This window comes from Pseudomonas sp. 14P_5.3_Bac1, from assembly GCF_025466135.1.
Classification (GTDB): Bacteria; Pseudomonadota; Gammaproteobacteria; order Pseudomonadales; family Pseudomonadaceae; genus Aquipseudomonas.
The window spans coordinates 51,783-68,222 of sequence record NZ_JANLOF010000087.1; the positions used below are offsets into that span (position 1 = coordinate 51,783).

18 protein-coding genes are annotated in these 16,440 nt (G+C 59.8%); 10 read left to right on the plus strand and 8 right to left on the minus strand.

Annotation, left to right across the window (positions count from 1 at the left end; translation table 11 throughout):
• Positions 1–109: 109 nt before the first annotated feature.
• A complete protein-coding gene (locus tag NTD89_RS26245; RefSeq protein ID WP_106577225.1) occupies positions 110–1,216 on the minus strand; it encodes an NADH:flavin oxidoreductase/NADH oxidase in 1,107 nt (368 codons plus the stop codon).
• A gap of 126 nt (positions 1,217–1,342) precedes the next feature.
• Positions 1,343–3,244 (minus strand): potassium transporter Kup, encoded by a 1,902-nt coding sequence (locus tag NTD89_RS26250; protein WP_145161742.1) that lies wholly within the window; start codon positions 3,242–3,244, stop codon positions 1,343–1,345.
• Positions 3,245–3,650: 406 nt separating this feature from the next.
• Between NTD89_RS26250 and NTD89_RS26255 the strand changes: the two genes are divergently transcribed.
• From NTD89_RS26255 to tsaA, 7 genes are all read left to right on the plus strand, one after another.
• Positions 3,651–3,974: a type II toxin-antitoxin system RelE/ParE family toxin gene (locus tag NTD89_RS26255; RefSeq protein ID WP_145161739.1), complete on the plus strand. Its 324-nt coding sequence runs from the start codon at positions 3,651–3,653 to the stop codon at positions 3,972–3,974.
• On the plus strand, positions 3,971–4,306 hold the full coding sequence (locus tag NTD89_RS26260; RefSeq protein ID WP_145161736.1) for an addiction module antidote protein: 336 nt from the start codon (positions 3,971–3,973) through the stop codon (positions 4,304–4,306). Before NTD89_RS26255 ends, NTD89_RS26260 begins: the two co-directional genes overlap by 4 nt.
• Positions 4,307–4,487: 181 nt before the next feature.
• The gene (rimO, locus tag NTD89_RS26265) at positions 4,488–5,828 is read left to right on the plus strand and encodes a 30S ribosomal protein S12 methylthiotransferase RimO (RefSeq protein WP_106577227.1); all 1,341 of its coding nucleotides are present in this window, start codon (positions 4,488–4,490) and stop codon (positions 5,826–5,828) included.
• 99 nt (positions 5,829–5,927) lie between these two features.
• Positions 5,928–6,395, plus strand: a complete 468-nt coding sequence (locus NTD89_RS26270; RefSeq protein ID WP_106577228.1) for a GNAT family N-acetyltransferase — start codon at positions 5,928–5,930, stop codon at positions 6,393–6,395.
• A 211-nt stretch (positions 6,396–6,606) separates the two neighbouring features.
• Positions 6,607–7,317 (plus strand): rRNA pseudouridine synthase, encoded by a 711-nt coding sequence (locus NTD89_RS26275; protein WP_242194352.1) that lies wholly within the window; start codon positions 6,607–6,609, stop codon positions 7,315–7,317.
• A 68-nt stretch (positions 7,318–7,385) separates the two neighbouring features.
• On the plus strand, positions 7,386–7,847 hold the full coding sequence (locus NTD89_RS26280; protein ID WP_003189058.1) for a DUF1456 family protein: 462 nt from the start codon (positions 7,386–7,388) through the stop codon (positions 7,845–7,847).
• Positions 7,848–7,850: 3 nt separating this feature from the next.
• The gene (tsaA, locus tag NTD89_RS26285; RefSeq protein ID WP_262210469.1) at positions 7,851–8,546 is read left to right on the plus strand and encodes a tRNA (N6-threonylcarbamoyladenosine(37)-N6)-methyltransferase TrmO; all 696 of its coding nucleotides are present in this window, start codon (positions 7,851–7,853) and stop codon (positions 8,544–8,546) included.
• A gap of 130 nt (positions 8,547–8,676) precedes the next feature.
• On the opposite strand, the gene fpr is transcribed toward tsaA, so the two are convergent.
• Positions 8,677–9,456, minus strand: coding sequence for a ferredoxin-NADP reductase (gene fpr / locus NTD89_RS26290; RefSeq protein WP_003189055.1), 780 nt, complete (start codon positions 9,454–9,456; stop codon positions 8,677–8,679).
• A gap of 124 nt (positions 9,457–9,580) precedes the next feature.
• Between fpr and NTD89_RS26295 the strand changes: the two genes are divergently transcribed.
• On the plus strand, positions 9,581–10,507 hold the full coding sequence (locus NTD89_RS26295; protein ID WP_262210471.1) for a LysR family transcriptional regulator: 927 nt from the start codon (positions 9,581–9,583) through the stop codon (positions 10,505–10,507).
• 4 nt (positions 10,508–10,511) lie between these two features.
• On the opposite strand, the gene NTD89_RS26300 is transcribed toward NTD89_RS26295, so the two are convergent.
• From NTD89_RS26300 to NTD89_RS26310, 3 genes are all read right to left on the minus strand, one after another.
• Positions 10,512–10,874, minus strand: a complete 363-nt coding sequence (locus tag NTD89_RS26300) for a diacylglycerol kinase (RefSeq protein ID WP_094949927.1) — start codon at positions 10,872–10,874, stop codon at positions 10,512–10,514.
• 75 nt (positions 10,875–10,949) lie between these two features.
• Entirely contained in the window at positions 10,950–11,600 is a 651-nt protein-coding gene (gene erdR / locus NTD89_RS26305; RefSeq protein ID WP_106577231.1) for a response regulator transcription factor ErdR, read from the minus strand.
• Between the two features lie 252 nt (positions 11,601–11,852).
• Positions 11,853–12,572: a tRNA-uridine aminocarboxypropyltransferase gene (locus NTD89_RS26310; RefSeq protein ID WP_262210476.1), complete on the minus strand. Its 720-nt coding sequence runs from the start codon at positions 12,570–12,572 to the stop codon at positions 11,853–11,855.
• A gap of 198 nt (positions 12,573–12,770) precedes the next feature.
• Between NTD89_RS26310 and NTD89_RS26315 the strand changes: the two genes are divergently transcribed.
• Complete coding sequence (locus tag NTD89_RS26315; protein WP_106577233.1) at positions 12,771–13,211, plus strand: PA3611 family quorum-sensing-regulated virulence factor; 441 nt, start codon at positions 12,771–12,773, stop codon at positions 13,209–13,211.
• A gap of 378 nt (positions 13,212–13,589) precedes the next feature.
• Positions 13,590–14,702 (plus strand): TIGR00730 family Rossman fold protein, encoded by a 1,113-nt coding sequence (locus NTD89_RS26320; RefSeq protein ID WP_145161636.1) that lies wholly within the window; start codon positions 13,590–13,592, stop codon positions 14,700–14,702.
• A 197-nt stretch (positions 14,703–14,899) separates the two neighbouring features.
• On the opposite strand, the gene recX is transcribed toward NTD89_RS26320, so the two are convergent.
• Positions 14,900–15,367 (minus strand): recombination regulator RecX, encoded by a 468-nt coding sequence (gene recX, locus NTD89_RS26325; protein WP_017137076.1) that lies wholly within the window; start codon positions 15,365–15,367, stop codon positions 14,900–14,902.
• Positions 15,368–15,375: 8 nt separating this feature from the next.
• A complete protein-coding gene (gene recA / locus NTD89_RS26330) occupies positions 15,376–16,434 on the minus strand; it encodes a recombinase RecA (RefSeq protein WP_003189042.1) in 1,059 nt (352 codons plus the stop codon).
• Between the last annotated feature and the right edge of the window lie 6 nt (positions 16,435–16,440).

The window sequence follows — 16,440 nt, forward strand, 5'->3', positions numbered from 1 at the left end:
GACCTACAGCCCTTTCGCACGCGGCAACCGCCAGCGCTGGAAGTCATCGGAAACGCGCGCAAGAAAAAACCCACCGGGTCAGGGTGGGTTTCGGTGAATCAGGCGCTGGTCAGTCCCGCAGATCAGACTCATGAATCGGCTGATCACGATGGGTCGCCCGTTGGTACTGCGCCGGCCAGGTGGCCTGGCGGCCGCCCAAGTCATCGTCGGCATGCAACGGCCAGTACGGGTCACGCAACAGCTCACGGGCCAGGAAGATGATATCGGCCTGGCACGTGCGCAAAATGTGCTCGGCCTGGGCCGGCTCGGTGATCATGCCGACCGTGCCGGTGGCGATGCCCGACTCTTTGCGCACACGCTCGGCAAAGCGCGTCTGGTAGCCGGGGCCGGTGGGGATCTCGGCGTTGGCGGCGGTGCCACCGGACGATACGTCGATCAGGTCTACGCCAAGGTCTTTGAGGCGGCGCGCCAGCTCCACGGTTTCATCCGGGTTCCAGCCGTCTTCGACCCAGTCGGTGGCCGACACGCGCACAAACAGCGGCAATTCCTGTGGCCAGACCTCGCGCACAGCCTGGGTCACTTCCAGCACCAGGCGTATGCGGTTTTCAAACGAGCCACCGTAGTGGTCCTGGCGTTGATTGCTGATGGGCGACAGGAATTGATGCAGCAGGTAACCGTGGGCCGCATGGATTTCCACCACTTCAAAACCAGCCGTAAGCGCGCGTTTGGCAGCGGCGACAAAGTCGGCGATCACTTGCTGGATTTGCGCATCATCCAATGGCTTGGGCTGGGTGTGGTTGGGATCAAAGGCAATCGGCGAAGGCCCAACCGGCACCCAACCGCCCTCTTCCGGCTTGACGCTGCCGTGCTTGCCGATCCACGGCCGGTGTGTGCTGGCCTTGCGCCCAGCGTGCGCCAGTTGAATGCCCGCCACTGCGCCCTGGGCAGCAATGAAACGCGTGATGCGTTGCAACGGTTCGATTTGTGCGTCGTTCCACAGGCCCAGGTCCTGGGCAGTGATGCGGCCATCGGCGGTCACGGCGGTGGCTTCGGTGAAAATCAGCCCGGCGCCGCCCACGGCGCGGCTGCCAAGGTGCACCAGGTGCCAGTCATTGGCCAGGCCATCGTCGGATGAGTACTGGCACATCGGCGAGACGGCAATCCGGTTGAGCAGGGTCAATTGACGGAGGGTGTAGGGTTCGAGCAGCTGACTCATGGCGCACCTCTTCTGGGTTCTGTGGGCACTATTCAAACAGTGCTTAGAGCCTAGTCGACAACGGTGGCTTGCATAGGGTTCAGATGGAAAACGGGAGCCGATTGCCGGCTCCCGTGCAGCAGCGGCTTACATTTCGACCTGGGTGCCCAGCTCGATCACCCGGTTGACCGGGAGTTTGAAGAAGCGCAGGTTGCCGTTGGCATTCTTCAACATGAAGGCAAACAGGCTTTCACGCCAACGGGCCATGCCCTTGATGCGCGAGGCAATCACCGTTTCGCGGCTGAGGAAGTAGGTGGTGCGCATCGGGCTGAAATCCAGGTCGTCCAGATGGCACAGCTTGAGTGCCTCGGGCACGTCCGGCTCATCGGTAAACCCGAAGTGCAGGATCACCCGGAAGAACCCTTCCCCATAGGCGTCCACCTCAAAGCGCCGCGAGGCCGGCACACGCGGGATGTCCTCGTAGACCACCGTCAGCATCACCACCTGCTCATGCAGCACCTGGTTGTGCAGCAGGTTGTGCAACAGCGCGTGGGGCACGGCGTCTGGGCGCGCGGTGAGGAACACCGCCGTGCCCTGCACGCGATGAGGCGGCTGCACGCGAATACTGCTGATGAAGATCGGCAACGGCAGGCCGCCCTCGTCGAGACGGTCCACCAACAATTGCTTGCCGCGCTTCCAGGTGGTCATCAGCACAAACAGCACGATCCCCGCCAACACCGGAAAGGCGCCGCCCTGGATGATCTTCGGCACGTTGGCCGCAAAGTACAGACCGTCCACCAACAGGCAGCAAACCAAGACCGGCACGGCGAGTATCGGCGGCCATTTCCACAACAGCAGCATCACCGCCGACACCAGGATGGTGGTCATCAGCATGGTGCCGGTAACCGCTACGCCGTACGCGGACGCCAGCGCATTGGAGGACTCGAAGCCGATCACCAGCAGGATCACGCCGACCATCAGCGACCAATTCACCGCGCCGATGTAGATCTGGCCCTGTTCGGCGCTGGAGGTGTGTTGTATGTGCATGCGCGGGATATAACCCAGCTGGATCGCCTGGCGCGTCAACGAGAACGCACCCGAAATCACCGCCTGGGAGGCAATCACCGTGGCCAGGGTGGACAACACCACCAGCGGGATCAGCGCCCAGCTCGGCGCCAGCAGGTAGAACGGGTTACGCGCGGCTTCCGGATCGCCCAACAGCATGGCGCCCTGGCCGAAATAGTTAAGCACCAGCGCCGGCAGCACCAGAATGAACCAGGCGCGAGCGATGGGTTTGCGGCCGAAGTGGCCCATGTCGGCGTACAACGCCTCGGCGCCCGTCAATGCCAGCACCACCGCACCGAGGATTGCCACACCAATACCAGGGTGAGCCTCGAAGAAACGCACGCCCCACATCGGATTCAATGCGTTGAGCACTTCAGGGTGCAGGGTGATGCCATACACACCGAGGCCGCCGAGCACCAGGAACCACGTCACCATCACTGGCCCGAACAGCTTGCCGATGCGGTCGGTGCCGTGTTTCTGGATCAGGAACAGCGCCACCAGTACCACCAGTGCGATCGGTACGACCCATTTGTCGAGGCCATCGAATGCCAACTCCAGGCCTTCAATAGCCGACAACACCGAAATCGCCGGGGTGATCATGCTGTCGCCGTAGAACAGTGCCGCGCCGCACAAGCCACACACCACCAGGAAACTGCGCAACTTCTTGCGCTCCCCTGCCGCTCGTCGCGCCAACGCCGTCAGCGCCATGATGCCGCCTTCGCCTTGGTTGTCGGCGCGCAACACGAACAGCATGTATTTGATCGACACCACCCAGATCAGCGACCAGAAGATCAGCGCCAGGATCCCCAGCACACCATCATGGTTGACCTGAACACCGTAACCACCGGTAAACACTTCTTTAAGGGTATAGAGCGGGCTGGTACCGATATCGCCGTAAACCACCCCGACTGCCGCCACCAGCATGCCAATCGGCTTTGCATTGGAATGCTCGGCACCTGCCGCCTGACTATTTGCCTGACCCATCAACCACTCCTGCCCTTTGACCCAAGGTCTTTTATAAACAACGCGCCTAAGCTGACCGTAGCATGCGCTGTTTTACTTCTCGTAACAGACGTTTTATTGACCCAAGGGTTTTACCCATGCGCAACGGCGCGAAGCATAGCGCAGCACTCGTCTCATTTCGCTGCTCAAGTGATTCAGGGAATGCAGTCAGTCAGAGAGGAAGCGGCAATTTGCAGCCTTTTTGCCTGCATTGATCACATTTACGGCCACCCGTATATTTTTGGCCCGGCCCAGTAGTGCCGCCTTCGCGGTGTGAGCGAAAGATTCCTGACCGGCTTACCCGATCAATAAACCATGCCCCTACATGGCGCGCGCAGCCGATATAGAAACTCAATGATCGGCCTGTCTCTTTTAAGGTACATTTCTCATGTACGAAGTGAAACACGTACTGTCAGTCAATGGCGTGGATATCTACCAGGCCTGGCTGGACACCGTGCAGGACACGCGCTCAAAAGCAAGAATCACCACCAGAGTGGACCGCGCGTCCCTTGGTCACTTTGGCGCTACCGAGCCAGTGGGTGGTGGGGTCTTTGAGATGAAACTCGATTTCGGACCTGGGTTTCGCGTGTATTACGCAATCCACGATCGGCAAATTGTTTTTCTGTTGGGTGGTGGATCAAAAGCCAGGCAGCAGAACGATATCGATCAGGCTAAGGCGCTCTGGAAATCTTATAAGGTGCAGCAAAAATGACCATTCGTACTCGTTCTCATGAAGACAGCGTTCTTGAAATGCTTCGAGACGACGAAGCGTTCGCCCTCGAATATCTGTCTGTCGCGCTTGAAGAAATCGATGAAGCGGGTGGTGAAGACGCCTTCCTTGTTGCTATCCGTCGAGTGGCGGAGGCTCGTGGCGGAATGCTCAGCTTGTCGAAAAACACAGGGCTTAATAGGGCGAATCTCTACCGGTCCATCGCCGTCGGCGGCGACCCGAAGCTCTCGACTCTCTTGAAAGTGCTTCAGGCGTTAGGTGTGGGCATGTCTAAAGTTGTAGCGCACCGCGCAGAGCAAGACGTCCGGGCTTAAGAGCCTGGTAAGGATTGTGCGAATCCGCCACTGCAGCACTCGTCGCATTTCCCCGCATAAAGCTGGTCAAGTGCGTTGCCCGTCGCTAGAATTGCGCACTTTTTGATCAGAGGCGCACCAAGCGCCCGTCTACCGCCGTGTCGTGCCCGACTGGCGGCGCCATTCAATACCGAGGTTAGACATGTCCACCACCATCGCAAAAGCCAACCCCAAGGTCGGCTTTGTATCCCTGGGTTGCCCGAAGGCTCTGGTCGACTCCGAGCGCATCCTTACGCAACTGCGCATGGAAGGCTATGACGTCGTGTCCACGTATCAGGACGCCGACGTGGTGGTGGTCAACACCTGCGGCTTCATCGACTCGGCCAAGGCTGAGTCGCTGGAAGTGATCGGCGAAGCCATCAAGGAAAACGGCAAGGTCATCGTCACCGGCTGCATGGGCGTGGAAGAAGGCGCTATCCGCAACGTGCACCCAAGCGTGCTGGCCGTGACCGGCCCGCAGCAGTACGAGCAGGTGGTCAACGCCGTGCACGACGTGGTGCCGCCGCGTCAGGACCACAACCCGCTGATCGACCTGGTGCCGCCGCAAGGCATCAAGCTGACCCCGCGCCACTACGCGTACCTGAAGATTTCCGAAGGCTGCAACCACAGCTGCAGCTTCTGCATCATCCCGTCGATGCGCGGCAAGCTGGTCAGCCGCCCGGTCGGTGATGTGCTGGACGAGGCTCAGCGCCTGGTCAAATCCGGCGTCAAAGAGCTGTTGGTGATTTCCCAAGACACCAGCGCCTACGGCGTCGACGTAAAGTACCGCACCGGTTTCTGGAACGGCGCGCCGGTGAAAACCCGCATGACCGAACTCTGCGAAGCCTTGAGCAGCCTCGGCGTATGGGTGCGCCTGCACTACGTTTACCCGTACCCGCACGTGGACGAGCTGATCCCGTTGATGGCTGCCGGCAAGATCCTGCCGTATCTGGACATCCCGTTCCAGCACGCCAGCCCGAAAATCCTCAAGGCCATGAAACGCCCGGCCTTCGAAGACAAGACCCTGGCGCGCATCAAGAACTGGCGCGAGATCTGCCCGGAGCTGATCATCCGCTCGACCTTCATCGTCGGCTTCCCCGGCGAAACCGAAGAAGACTTCCAGTACCTGCTGGACTGGCTGACCGAAGCGCAGCTGGACCGCGTCGGCTGCTTCCAGTACTCGCCGGTCGAAGGCGCACCCGCCAATTTGCTGGACGCAGCCATCGTACCGGATGAGGTCAAGCAAGACCGTTGGGAGCGCTTCATGGCGCACCAGCAGGCCATCAGCTCGGCACGTCTGCAACTGCGCATCGGCCGGGAAATCGAAGTGCTGATCGACGAAGTCGACGAGCAAGGCGCCGTAGGCCGTTGCTTCTTCGATGCGCCGGAAATCGACGGTAACGTGTTTATCGACGATGCCAGCGGCCTGAAGCCGGGCGACAAGGTCTGGTGCACCGTGACCGACGCCGACGAATACGACCTGTGGGCCGTCAAGCGCGACTGATCAAAAAAACCTTAAAAGCCCCGCCTCTGGACAAGATGCGGGGCTTTTTTAGGTCTATCGTTTGCCCATTGGCGTAGAAACAGGCAAGGGGCAGCGCGCATGCGTCAGCTTTCGGCAATTCATACACCCAAACTCAGCGACTTCGCGCACCTGGCGCAACTGTGGGAAGACTCGGTGCGGGCGACCCACGACTTTTTGCCGGACAGCTACATCGTGTTGCTCAAGGAGCTGGTGCTGACGCGCTACCTCGACTCGGTGATGCTGATCTGCACCAAGGACGCGCGCCAACGCATCACCGGGTTCGCCGGCGTGGCGTCAGGCAAGGTCGAAATGTTGTTTATCGACCCGCAGCACCGTGGCCAGGGCCTCGGCCGGCAACTGCTGCGTTATGCGATCGAGCACATGAACGCCGACACGCTGGACGTCAACGAACAGAACCCGCAGGCCCTGGGCTTTTACTTCAAGCAGGGCTTTGAGGTGATCGGACGGGCGGAGCATGACGGGCTGGGCCAGCCGTATCCGTTGCTGCACATGCGTTTGCGCCAGCAGCAACTGCGCAGAGGCTGACGCAACACAGAATAAAATGTGGGAGCTGGCTTGCCTGCGAACGCGGTGGCCCATCAGCACACCTTGGGCTGATACACCGCCTTCGCGAGCAAGCCCGCTCCCACATTTTGAACCGTGTATTGACCAATAAAGCCCCTGCGCTGAAATGGAGCCGGGATTAACCCGCGCCAGGCAGGTACAATAGCTCCCCCATTTTGCTACGGCCCTTGTCATGACTGACCCCATACGCCTCTCCAAACGCCTTATCGAACTGGTCGGTTGCTCCCGTCGGGAGGCTGAGCTGTTTATCGAAGGCGGCTGGGTCTCGGTGGACGGCGAAGTGATCGACGAACCGCAGTTCAAGGTCACCACCCAGAAGGTCGAGCTGGACCCAGAGGCCAAAGCCACTGCACCGGAGCCGGTGACCATTCTGCTGCACGCGCCGGCTGGCGTGGACGCGGAAACGGCGATGGCCTCGATCAGCGCCGAAACGCTGTCCGAAGAGCATCGCTTCAGCAAACGCCCGCTCAAGGGCCACTTCCTGCGCCTGACCGCCAGTGCCGACCTGCAAGCCAAGGCCAGCGGCCTGCTGGTATTCACCCAGGACTGGAAGATTCTGCGCAAGTTGACCGCCGATGCCGCCAAAATCGAGCAGGAATACGTGGTGGAGGTTGAAGGCGACATGGTCGCCCACGGCCTCAATCGCCTGAACCACGGCCTGACTTACAAAGGCAAAGAGCTGCCCGCCGTGAAAGCCAGCTGGCAGAACGAAAACCGCCTGCGCTTTGCGATGAAAAACCCGCAGCCGGGCGTGATCGCGCTGTTCTGCGAAGCCGTTGGCTTGAAAGTCATCGCCATCCGCCGCATCCGCATTGGCGGCGTGTCCATCGGCAAAGTGCCGGTCGGCCAATGGCGTTACCTGTCCGGCAAAGAGAAGTTCTAAGCCGCTGCCCCTTTCTCGACGCCGCCTGAGTGGGCGGTGTCCCCAGCTGAATACCAGGATTGCCCACCATGATTCACAACGACGTACTGCGCAGCGTGCGCTACATGCTCGACATCAGCGACAACAAGATGGTCGAGATCATCAAGCTCGGCGGCATGGACGTGACCAAGGAGGACCTGCTGACCTACCTCAAGAAAGATGAGGAAGAAGGTTTTGTGTTCTGCCCGGACGACGTCATGGCGCACTTCCTTGACGGCCTGGTGATTTTCAAGCGCGGCAAGGACGAAAGCCGTCCGCCGCAGCCGATCGAAACCCCGGTGACCAACAACATCATCCTCAAGAAGCTGCGCGTGGCCTTCGAACTGAAGGAAGACGACATGCACGCGATCCTCAAGGCCGCCGAGTTCCCGGTGTCCAAGCCTGAGCTGAGCGCGCTGTTCCGCAAGTTTGGCCACACCAACTACCGCACCTGTGGCGACCAGTTGCTGCGTAACTTCCTCAAGGGCCTGACGCTGCGGGTTCGTGCGTAAACCATGAGCTACAACGTCTCCCCCGTCGGCTTCGTGCGCTCCTGCTTCAAGGAGAAGTTCGCCATCCCACGCCAACCGCAACTGGCGCCTGCCGCCCGCGGCGTGCTGGAACTGGTGACGCCGTTCGACGGGGGTGAGGCCGTGCAGGGCCTGGAGCAGGTCAGCCATGTCTGGTTGCTGTTTCTGTTCCACCAGGCCCTGGAAGACAAGCCGCGCCTCAAAGTGCGCCCGCCGCGCCTGGGCGGCAACACGTCCATGGGTGTGTTCGCCACCCGCGCCACCCATCGCCCTAACGGCATTGGCCAGTCAGTGGTCAAGCTGGACAAGGTGGAGCCGGGGCGGTTGTGGATTTCCGGGATTGATTTGCTCGATGGCACGCCGGTGCTGGATATCAAGCCGTATGTGCCCTACGCCGATATTATCGACACGGCCACCAACCGCATCGCCAGTGGCGCGCCGCAGCTGATTCCGGTGCAGTGGCTGAAGACCGCGCTGCAACAGGCACAAGGCCATGCTCAGCGTCTTGGCGAGCCTCTGGTGGAGTTGATTGATCAGTGCCTGGCGCAGGACCCAAGGCCTGCGTATCAAACGCCGGGGCCGGAGCGCGAATATGGCGCGCAGTTCTGGGATGTGGATGTGCGCTGGCACTATCCAGAGGCGGGCCTCATCTGTGTACTGGAAGTGCTTGCTGCTGGATAAACCGGAAAAAATGTGGGAGGGGGCTTGCCCCCGATAGCGGTGGTACATTCAACATCTCTGTTGACTGACTTGGCGCCATCGGGGGCAAGCCCCCTCCCACATTTAGATCTTCTTTGTTGCCCTGACTGTTTTACTTCTCGACGAACGCACGCTCGATCAAGTAATCACCCGGCTCACGCATACGTGGCGAAACTTTCAGGCCGAAGCTGTTCAACACTTCGCTGGTTTCGTCCAACATGCTTGGGCTGCCGCACAGCATGGCGCGGTCGTCTTCAGGGTTGATCGGTGGCAGGCCGATGTCGCTGAACAGCTTGCCGCTGCGCATCAGGTCAGTCAGGCGGCCTTCGTTTTCGAATGGCTCGCGGGTCACGGTCGGGTAGTAGATCAACTTGTCACGCAGGGCCTCGCCGAAGAATTCGTTCTGCGGCAGGTGCTCGGTGATGAATTCGCGGTAGGCGACTTCGTTGACGTAACGCACGCCGTGGCACAGGATCACCTTTTCGAAACGCTCGTAGGTTTCCGGGTCCTGGATCACGCTCATGAACGGCGCGAGGCCAGTACCGGTGCTGAGCAGGTACAGGTGTTTGCCCGGCTTCAAATCGTCAAGCACCAGGGTGCCTGTCGGTTTTTTGCTGATGATGATCTCGTCGCCTTCCTTCAAGTGCTGCAATTGGGAAGTCAGCGGGCCATCGGGCACCTTGATGCTGAAGAACTCCAGATGCTCTTCCCAGTTCGGGCTGGCAATGGAGTAAGCGCGCATGAGCGGGCGGCCGTTTGGCTGTTGCAGGCCGATCATCACGAACTGACCGTTCTCGAAGCGCAGGCCCGGATCGCGGGTGCACTTGAAGCTGAACAGAGTGTCGTTCCAGTGATGAACACTGAGGACACGCTCGTGGTTCATGTTGCTCATGTACGGGGGACTCCTGGAAATGGGTCTGCGCCAAGATTGAGGTGCGCAATTGCACAGCATTCTAATGGCGGCGACAATATCTGTTAACTGGATTATTAAGATAAGGGTTATCGGTTATATCGATATGCGATTTACTCTCCGTCAACTGCAAGTCTTCGTCGCCGTCGCCCAGCAGGAAAGCGTCTCACGCGCTGCTGGCCTTCTGGCCTTATCTCAATCCGCCGCCAGCACCTCGATCACCGAGCTGGAGCGTCAGTCCAGCTGCCAATTATTCGACCGCGCGGGCAAACGCCTGAGCCTCAACGCCCTCGGCCATCAGTTGTTGCCGCAGGCGGTGGCACTGCTGGACCAGGCCAAGGAGATCGAAGACTTGCTCAACGGCAAGTCAGGCTTTGGCTCCCTGGCGGTTGGCGCCACCCTGACCATCGGCAATTACCTGGCCACGCTGTTGATCGGCAGCTTCATGCAGCAGCACCCCGAGAGCCAGGTGAAGCTGCATGTGCAGAACACTGCGCATATCGTGCATCAGGTAGCGCACTACGAAATTGACCTGGGTCTAATCGAAGGTGACTGCAGCCACCCGGACATCGAAGTGCAGACCTGGGTGGAAGATGAGCTGGTGGTGTTTTGCGCGCCGCAGCATCACTTGGCCAAACGCGGCATGGCAACCATGGAAGAGTTGACCCATGAAGCCTGGATCCTGCGCGAACAAGGCTCCGGCACGCGGCTGACCTTTGACCAGGCGATGCGACATCATCGCAGCGCGCTGAATATCCGCCTGGAGCTGGAACACACCGAGGCGATCAAGCGTGCGGTGGAATCGGGCTTGGGGATTGGCTGCATTTCCCGGCTGGCGCTGCGCGATGCATTCCGCCGTGGCAGCCTGGTGCCGGTGGAAACCCCGGACCTGGACCTGGCCCGGCAGTTTTACTTCATCTGGCATAAACAGAAGTACCAGACCTCGGCAATGCGCGAGTTTCTGGAACTGTGCCGCGCCTTTACAGCTGGGGTTCAGCGCAGCGACGAAATCGTGCTGCCGAGCATCGCCTGATGCTTTAGATCAGAATCACGGCCCACACCAGGGTGATCATGGTCAGCGCCACGAATTGCGCAGCGCTGCCCATGTCCTTGGCGTTTTTCGACAGCGGGTGCAGGTCGAGGGAAATCCGGTCGATGGCCGCTTCCACCGCAGAGTTGAGCAATTCGACGATCAGGGCCAGCAGGCACACCGCGATGAGCAAGGCTCGCTCCACCCGGCTGACGTGCAGGAAAAAGCTCAGCGGAATCAGGATCACGTTGAGCAGCACCAACTGACGGAATGCCGCCTCGCCAGTGAAAGCCGCACGCAGGCCATCCAGGGAATAGCCCCCTGCGTTGAAGATACGTTTGATACCGGTTTGACCCTTGAAAGGCGACATAGATGTAGGCAACTGAACCAAAGAAGTGGGGAAACTAGATCACGCAAAGTCAAAAAAGCGTGAATCGGCAATGTCTTAGTGCTGCGAAATTGACTCAAGTTGTTGCAAGAGCAGCGCCGCCTGAGTGCGCGTGCGCACGCCCAGCTTGCGAAAAATCGCCGTCACATGGGCCTTGATGGTCGCTTCCGACACGCTCAATTCGTAAGCAATCTGCTTGTTCAGCAAGCCTTCGCAGACCATGGTCAACACCCGAAATTGCTGGGGCGTCAGGCTGGCGAGGCCATCACGGGCGGCCTTGGCTTCGTCGGACACGTTGATTTCTTCAAACGCTTGCGGCGGCCAGGACACATCGCCGTCAAGCACGGTGCGCACGGCTTTCTGGATCGCTTCCATTGAACTGGACTTGGGAATGAAACCGCTGGCACCAAACTCCTTGGAGCGCACCACCACGTCAGCTTCTTCCTGGGCCGAAACCATCACCACCGGGATCTGCGGGTATTGCCCGCGTAACAGCACCAGCCCGGAAAAACCGTAGGCGCCGGGCATGTTCAGGTCGAGCAGCACCAGGTCCCAGTCGGATTTTTCGGTGAGTCGTGCTTCCAGCTCGGCAATGCTGGCCACTTCAACCAGTCGCACGTCCGGGCCAAGGCCCAGGGTTACCGCCTGATGCAGCGCACTGCGAAACAGCGGGTGGTCATCGGCTATCAGGATTTCGTATGTGGCCATTGATTAAATGATCCTGTTTTTTATGGCAGCCCTGACGGGTTCAGGGTTCGCCAGTACACAAGGCAACGGCCAGGCAGCCACCGCCACGGGGCAGGCTCAGCGTCAAAAACACCTGCAACGACGCTGAAAATTCACGGTTACGCCCCAATCGGCGCCCAGCATGCCCAGCGTAGCCTGGGGGGTCAAGCACTACGCCCGTGGGCATTTTAGCGAGTTGCAGGTTTACAGTGCCATCATGCAAACGTCGTCTGGTCATACCGCCGGGATGTGGGGCGAGAGGCGCGCATGAACGCTGTCCGACGGGTCCAGCGGCAACAGGAACTTGGCCGCCAGGTAATGGGTGCTGAATACGTCGAGGTAAGCATCCAGCACTTCACTGGCCGCCTGATCGCTGACCAGCTCCAGGCACAGCGCCGCGACTTCGGCGGTGCAAAAATGATCATCCCGCTTGGAGCGGCGCAGCTTGTAGCGCGACAGCTGTTCAGGCGCCAGGCTCAACACGGGCAAGTGCTCAAGGTAAGGGCTCTTGCGGAACATCTTGCGCGCTTCGCTCCAGGTGCCATCCAGCAGGATGAACAACGGGCGCTTGCCCTCCTCCACCTTCACCTCACTGACAACCCGCTCTGGCGCGACGAATTCGCCGGGAAACACGATGTAGGGTTGCCACTGCGGGTCGGCCAGCAGGGTCAGCAACGCGGGATCGACCTCGGTGCGCGACCAGGCGAACGCGGTGGTGTCGTCAATCACATCGGCAATCAGCCAGCCGGTGTTGCTCGGCTTCATCGGCTCCACATCGTGCATCAGCAGGCAAATCGCCGAACGCGCCTCTACCTGCGGCCGCCAGGCACACAGGCAATATTCGGGAATCACCCGGCAGCCGGGGCAACGTTCGGCGCGCGAACCTCGGTTGAGGAACGGGCGCACGGCCCGCGCCAGCCGCTGGGTACGCAAGCGGGAAACGGCATGGCTCATCGGGTGCAACCCGTAGAAGGCAAAATCGACACTGGGGGAACTCGAGACAGGCTTAAGTGGCGGCAGTTTACCAGAGCCGCCGGCACTTCTGAGCGATACGCCTGGCTGTAGTGGCAGGCGCTCACCTATAATTGCGCGCCACTGAACGCACAGCGCAGTGGCTGGTCTATGCACCAGTAACCGAATCAGGAGATTTTCATGCTGCGTTCCATGCTGCGCCTTGTTGCCCCATCCGTCGCCCTCGCGCTGGTATTGCCCATGGGCGCCCACGCGGCCTCGCTGCTGGAGGCCCAAATGAACAGGAAGCTGCAAAGCGTCGCGGCCGAAAGCAACAAGGACCTGCCCCGGGAAATCGATGAAAAAACCCTGGAAGTGGCCTACACCGTTGAAGGCATGCAGCTGATCGATCACCTCAGCGTGCAGCCTGACCGTGCCGAACAGATGCGCGCCAACCCCAAGGCCGTGTATTTCCAGCTGGGTCAAAGCGTTTGCCTGAACAAGGGTTACCGCGAGTTGATGGCCAAGGGCGCCGTGATGCGCTATGACATCTCCGAGAACAAGACCAACCGCCCGGTGGCGTCGGTCAAGTTTGTCGAAGCCGATTGCCCGGCACCTGCCGCAGCGAAGAAGAAAAAGTAACGATTGCTCGACCATCGCGCGCTGCTGTCCTGTGGCGCGCACTTCCCTCGCTGCCTATGCTTGCCGACGACTAAACTGCTTGATGTGCGGCCAATAACCGGTTGCCAGCCAAGGGTTTTTCGGCTCATGATCAAGTCATCCCGACCGCCTGCCCCGCGCATTTTCCACGCCGTTCTGTAACATTTTCAGGGCAAAAGAGGGTTGCCCTCCTGCGACTTGCAGTGCAAAGGTTTCCAAATCACAAGGAACATACAGAGCCCGCTTCGCCGCTCGGTGCATACCGTGCAATGCCCCTGGCGTGCGGCGACACATGCAGTGTCGTGGCCGCGGACGAATACCTCGCCGAGGGCCCAGGTTCTGTGAAGAAGGAGAAGTTGAATGCCTTACGAATCGAATGACCGTCTGCTCCGTCATTTTGAAGAACACGGGACCGATCTCACTCAGCAGGTCGACGCGCAACTCCAGCTGGTCGCGCCCAGCAGCCCGAACATTCCCCTTTATCGCGACATGATCCTCACCGTTCTGCGCATGGCCCAGGACGATCGCAACCGTTGGAACGCCAAAATCACCTTGCAGGCGATCCGCGAACTGGACAATGCCTTCCGCGTGCTCGAACAGTTCAAGGACCGCCGCAAGGTGACCGTGTTCGGCTCGGCACGCACACCGGTTGAAAGCCCGTTGTATGCCCTGGCCCGGGAAGTCGGCGCCCAGCTGGCGCAATCGGACCTGATGGTGATCACCGGCGGTGGCGGCGGCATCATGGCGGCAGCCCACGAAGGCGCCGGCCTGGAACACAGCCTGGGGTTCAACATTACCCTGCCGTTTGAGCAGCACGCCAACCCGACCATCGACGGCACTGAGAACCTGCTGTCCTTCCACTTCTTCTTTACCCGCAAGCTGTTTTTCGTCAAGGAAGCCGATGCGCTGGTGTTGTGCCCGGGCGGGTTCGGCACCCTGGATGAAGCGCTTGAAGTGCTCACCCTGATCCAGACCGGAAAGAGCCCACTGGTGCCAGTGGTACTGCTGGATGCTCCGGGCGGCGGTTTTTGGCAAGGCGCTCTGGACTTTATCCGCAGCCAGCTGGAAGCCAATCGCTATATCCTGCCCACCGACCTCAAGCTGGTCCGACTGGTACACAGTGCTGAAGAAGCCGTGGACGAAATCAACCAGTTCTATGCCAACTTTCACTCCACGCGCTGGTTGAAGCGTGAGTTTGTGGTGCGCATGAACCATCCGCTCAGTGAACGGGCGCTGGCTCATTTGCAAAGCGAGTTTGCCAGCCTGCGGCTGAGTGGTGAGTTCCAGCAGCTTGCCTATACCGGCGAGGAACACGATGAGCCGAGGTTCAGCCATTTGACGCGCTTGGTGTTCAACTTCAATGGCCGCGATCAAGGCCGACTGCGAGAGTTGGTGGATTACATCAATCTGCCGGAAAATTGGGCACAGGCTCAGGGGAAAGCGCAGCAGCGAGTAACGCCCGAGCCAGCATGATTTTTTGAAGGCAAAAAAAAAGGCCCACTATTTTCATAGTGGGCCTTTTTAATTTACCGAGTTCGATCAGATGCAGCAGATTCGATGTGGGAGCTGGCTTGCCTGCGATGGCATCATCGCGATCCTACTGGGAAACCGAAGTGTCCACATCGCAGGCAAGCCAGCGCCTGGATTCTAAATTTCAGCAGCTCGAAAGCTCAGTCTTCCATGTCTCGGCCGCTTAACAGGCGGCTGATCATATCCATCGAAAACCCGCGATAACTCAGGAAGCGACCTTGCTTAGCACGCTCCCTGGCATCAATCGGAAGATGGCCGGCAAACTTGCGGCGCCATGTATCTTCCAACTGCGACTGCCAACTGATACCGCACTCACGCAGGGCGAGGTCGATATCAGCGCGTTGCAGACCGCGCTGGCTCAGCTCTTCACGAATTCGCGCCGGGCCATAGCCGGAGCGCGCGCGGTAGGAGACAAAGCTTTCCAGGTAACGCGCTTCCGACAGAAGCCCTTCTTCCGTTAAGCGGTCGAGGGCAGTTTCGATCATCTCGGGCTCTGCACCGCGCTGACGCAGTTTACGCGTCAGCTCGACTCGACCATGCTCGCGTCGAGCGAGCAGGTCCATCGCAGTGCGCCGAACGGCGACGAGTGTATCCAGTACAACAGTCATCGTTTGCTTCAGATATCAGTGTCAGCTTCTTCGACTTCCTCAACCGGCTCACGATTGGCAGCAGCTTTCACGTCTGGCGCTGCGGTCAGCAGTTTGTCGCGAATCTGCTTCTCGAGCGTGGCGGCGATATCCGGGTTGTCCGCCAGGAACTTGGCCGAGTTGGCCTTGCCCTGACCGATCTTGCTGCCGTTGTAGGCATACCAGGCGCCGGACTTCTCGACGAAACCGTGCAACACGCCCAGGTCGATCATCTCGCCGTTCAGGTAGATACCCTTGCCGTAGAGAATCTGGAACTCAGCCTGACGGAAAGGCGGAGCCACTTTGTTCTTCACGACTTTAACGCGGGTTTCGCTGCCGACAACCTCGTCACCTTCCTTCACCGCGCCGGTACGGCGGATATCCAGACGGACCGAAGCGTAGAACTTCAGCGCGTTACCACCGGTGGTGGTTTCCGGGCTGCCGAACATCACGCCGATCTTCATACGGATCTGGTTGATGAAGATCACCAGGCAGTTGGCGTTCTTGATGTTACCGGTGATTTTACGCAGCGCCTGGGACATCAGGCGGGCTTGCAGGCCCACGTGCATGTCGCCCATTTCGCCTTCAATTTCAGCTTTCGGTACCAGGGCTGCCACGGAGTCGACCACGATCACGTCGATGGCGTTGGAGCGCACCAGCATGTCGGTGATTTCCAGGGCTTGCTCACCGGTGTCCGGCTGGGAAACGAGCAGGTCGTCTACGTTGACGCCCAGTTTGCCGGCGTATTCGGGATCGAGTGCGTGCTCGGCGTCGACGAACGCGCAGGTGGCGCCCATTTTTTGCGCCTGGGCAATCACCGACAGAGTCAGAGTAGTTTTACCGGAAGATTCAGGACCGTAGATTTCGACGATACGGCCTTTTGGCAGGCCGCCAATGCCGAGCGCGATGTCCAGACCCAGAGAGCCAGTGGAAATAGCCGGGATCGCCTGACGGTCGTGATCGCCCATACGCATTACGGCACCCTTGCCGAATTGACGTTCGATCTGACCCAGGGCCGCAGCCAAGGCTTTCTTCTTGTTGTCGTCCATTAAAGT